General features: G+C 64.8%; 3 protein-coding genes. 2 read left to right on the top strand and 1 reads right to left on the bottom strand.

Annotation, left to right across the window (positions count from 1 at the left end; translation table 11 throughout):
- The first annotated feature begins 93 nt into the window (after positions 1–93).
- Complete coding sequence (gene ureG, locus AAFX91_RS39800; protein ID WP_282530358.1) at positions 94–750, top strand: urease accessory protein UreG; 657 nt, start codon at positions 94–96, stop codon at positions 748–750.
- A gap of 419 nt (positions 751–1,169) precedes the next feature.
- The gene (locus tag AAFX91_RS39795) at positions 1,170–2,828 is read left to right on the top strand and encodes an HWE histidine kinase domain-containing protein (protein ID WP_394570138.1); all 1,659 of its coding nucleotides are present in this window, start codon (positions 1,170–1,172) and stop codon (positions 2,826–2,828) included.
- Positions 2,829–3,343: 515 nt separating this feature from the next.
- Here AAFX91_RS39795 and AAFX91_RS39790 read toward each other — a convergent pair.
- A partial coding sequence (locus AAFX91_RS39790; protein ID WP_394570137.1) for a transposase occupies positions 3,344–3,769 on the bottom strand: 426 nt, incomplete at its 5' end.

Genomic DNA, 3,769 nt, shown 5'->3' with positions numbered 1-3,769 from the left:
CGATCCGATCACCTCAAAAGCTCTTGTGCCACGGGGGCCGTCCACATATGGGTCCCGGGTCAAGCCCGGGACGACGGTGGAAGGACTCCTGACATGTCCAAATCTCACGGCCCGCTTCGCGTCGGAGTCGGTGGTCCGGTCGGATCGGGCAAGACCGCGCTGATGGACCTGCTCTGCAAATCGATGCGCGAGCGTTACGATATCGCCGCGATCACCAACGACATCTACACCAAATGGGACGCCGAGTTCCTGGTGCGCTCGGGTTCGTTGACGCCGGACCGCATCGCCGGCGTCGAGACCGGCGGCTGTCCGCACACCGCGATCCGCGAGGACGCCTCGATGAATCTGGCGGCGGTCGCCGACATGCGCGCGAAATTCCCTGGCCTCGATCTCGTGCTGATCGAGTCCGGCGGCGACAACCTGGCCGCAACCTTTTCGCCGGAGCTGGCCGACCTCACGATCTATGTCATCGACGTCGCCGCCGGCGACAAGATCCCGTCCAAGGGCGGCCCCGGCATCACCCGCTCCGACCTGCTCGTGATCAACAAGATCGACCTCGCGCCTTATGTCGGCGCGTCGCTCGAGAAGATGGAGACCGATGCGAAGCGGATGCGCGGCGAGCGTCCCTTCGTCATGACCAACCTGAAGAAGAGCGACGGGCTTGAGCGCATCATCGCCTTCATTGAGGCCAAAGGCGGCCTGCGCCCGAAAGCCTCTGCCAAGGCCAAGGACAAGGCAAAGGCGGGTTGAACGATTTGTTAATATGATATGCCGTTCGTTAAGATTTTAACGCGCCTCGTAGCCCGGGTGGAGCGGAACGCGCAACCCGGGACATCTGCGTCGACGTCCACGAGCGGTCCCGGGTCACGCTGGCGCTTCACCCGGGCTACGCCACTCTCACGCAAGCGGCAAACGGCGGGTGCGACGAAATATTCCATGCCGCAATGGGAACAAAATCCAGCCACTCCCATTAGCCAACTCTGACGCTGCTTTCGCCAGCCGGCGCCAGCCGTCGTTCACGTTAATTGCCGCCTTCCGTTGCGTACCGATGCTCGCCACTCCATATTCCGCCGCGGTTGGCGTTCACCCCGTATCCAATCGTTGTCGCCCCCGCAGACGCCAGATGTCCGCTGTTCATCTTCGCCAACCCACAGTCTCCGAGTAACAGCGTGGTCCGGCTGGGTTTCATTATCGCCTTCATTGCGCTGATCGGGGTGCTGCTCTCCGGTCTCGCGGCCTATCGCGTGCACGAGCAGGAGCTGACGCTCGACGGCATCGCGCTGGCGCGGGCGATCGACGTCCACGCCAGCCTGGTGCAGGACCGGCTTACCGAGCGCGAACTGCTCGCCCGCGTCTCCTCGGGCCTGTTTCGCGCGCCGTCGGTGGTGAAGGCCGACATGCTGCAGCCGCTGCGCTCCTCGATCTATGCCTTCAAGACCGATTTCGTGATTGCCGCCTGGATTGCGCGGCTCAGGCCCGACGAGCTCGTGGCGGCGGAGCAGGAGCTGAAGAAGGCCGGCTTCCCCAATCCGACCATCCGCGACTTCGACGACCAGCCCCTCGACATCAAGGCGCTCGACAAGCCCGTCAACGTGATGATGGACCTGGAGCCGCGGACGCCGGAGACCATCATCCTACCGGGCCGCAGCTTCGACCACCATTCCGTGATCGGGCCGATGCTGGCGCAGGCGATGGCGGATGGCAAGCCGGTGGCCTCGGATCCGATTCCGCTATTGCGCCAGAACGGGCCGGTCGGTGTCGCGCTCGCCGCGCCGGTGTTTCAGCAGGGCGCCTCGGAGCCGGCGGGATTCGTCACATTTTCGTATGAGCTCGGGCCGTTGATGCTGGCGAATGACGATATGTCGCTGTTCTCGGTGGTGCTGAAGGACCCGCGCGATTCCAACGACGAACTGGTCGCCAACGACCAGGGTGTCATCACCTCGCGCGCGGTGCGGCCGGATGGGCCGGCGCCGTCGATGGTCCGGACGGTGACGTTCGGCGGCCGCGACTGGTCGCTCGCTTATTACGCCAAGACCTCCGCCGCGGCGCGGGCGAACCAGACCGCGGCGATCGTGGCGGCGATCGGCCTCGCGCTGACCGGCATCGTCTGCGGCCTGTTCGGTTATGTCGCCTATAACAACCTTCGGCTCAGCCGCGAGATCGAGGTGAGGATCGGGTTCGAGCGGCGGCTGACCGCTGTCATCGACGAGCTCAACCACCGGGTCAAGAACATCCTCGCGGTGATCCAGTCGATCGTCACCCGAACATTGCGCCATGGCTCGGACGTCGATGCTGCGCGCGATCTCCTGATCGGTCGCATTCACGCCATGTCGAACGTGGTCACGCTGCTCAGCGAGAGCCAGTGGCAGGGCGTGAAGCTGAAAGGATTGTTCGAGGCCCGCGCCATCCCGCATGCCGAGCGCATCGCGATCTCCGGCCCCGATATCGCGGTCAGCGCGCGCGCCGCACAGTCGCTGTCGCTGTTGTTCTTCGAGCTCGCCTCGCATTCAGACGAGGGCCTGTCCCTGGTGGGCAAGCATCCGCACATCGTCGCGAACTGGGAAGTCAACGGCAAGGAGTCGGAGGCGATCTTTCATTTCCGCTGGGAGGAGTTCAACACCAGCGAAGCCACCCGCCGCCCCGATTCCGATTTCGGCCTGATCCTGCTCGACCGCGTCGCCCCCGAAGCGCTCGGCGGGACGGCGAAACGTTACTTCACCGACATCAGCTACGTCTACGAGCTGACGGCGCCGATGGAGACCGTCATCGACATGAACGAGCGCGACCGCACCGAGAAATTTTCCGCACCGGTGAGGCCGGCGCGCTGAACGCGTCATTGCGAGCGAAGCGAAGCAATCCACAGCACCGCTTGCTGAGGCATGGATTGCTTCGCTTCGCTCGCAATGACGGCGGATGCGGCACGGCCGTAGGGTGGGCAAAGCGCAGCGTGCCACCATCCACGGGCGGTGCAAGAGAAGGTGGGCACGCTGCGCTTTGCCCACCCTCATATGGGGCTTTGTGAGTCAAGGCTCTCAACGAACAGGGTTGGGTCGGGTTTTTGCGGTGAGAGGGCGGCGCGCGGAGCCATGCGTAGCGCAGCGCGACGACCGGGCCCCGGGTGAGGATTGGCTTCCGAAGATTTCTGCAGCTCACGGCATCACCTCATATCCGGTCGGATCGGCTGATCCGTACCCACCTTCCGCATGCTTGCGGCGAGGAAGCCTAGCGGATGAGACCCATCTACAAAACGGCGTTGTGGAAGCCCCTGGGTGGCACGGTCATCATCCATCCTGTACGGGGCGCGCGGCGCGGGCCGCCTCGCCCTGGTTGGGTGATTGGGGGGTTATGCCTTCATCACGGCCTCTTCCGGAACAAGACCGCTGGTGAGATAGCGCCACAGCGCCACGATCAGCTTGCGCGCCAGGGCGACGATGGCGACGCGCTTGGCGCGTTTGCCGGCGTTCTCCGTGCGGCTGCGGAACCAGCGGCTGAGCGCGCTGTCCGGCTGATGGCGCAGCCAGAGCCAGGCCAGTTCGATCGTCTTGTGGCGGGCGCGGCGGTTGCCGGCCTTGCTGATCCCCTGCTCGCGGTCGATGCCGCCGCTTTGCCAGGGACTGGGCGCCAAGCCGCAGTAGCTCGCGACCTCGCGCCGGTTGCGGAAGTCCTTGTAGAACACCTCCTGCACCAGCGTGGTGGCAAACGCCGGGCCAAGCGCCTTGAGTTGCTGCAACTGATCCCGTCGCTTCGCCATCGGTGCGGGCGTCGCAGC

Origin of the sequence: Bradyrhizobium sp. 31Argb, assembly GCF_043638955.1 — a bacterium.
GTDB lineage: Bacteria > Pseudomonadota > Alphaproteobacteria > Rhizobiales > Xanthobacteraceae > Bradyrhizobium.
This window is presented reverse-complemented; position numbering and strand designations above follow the sequence as displayed.

Coding starts and splice junctions, on each gene's coding strand:
- ureG (WP_282530358.1), top strand. CDS start 94: ATGTCCAAATCTCACGGCCCGCTTCGCGTCGGAGTCGGTGGTCCGGTC.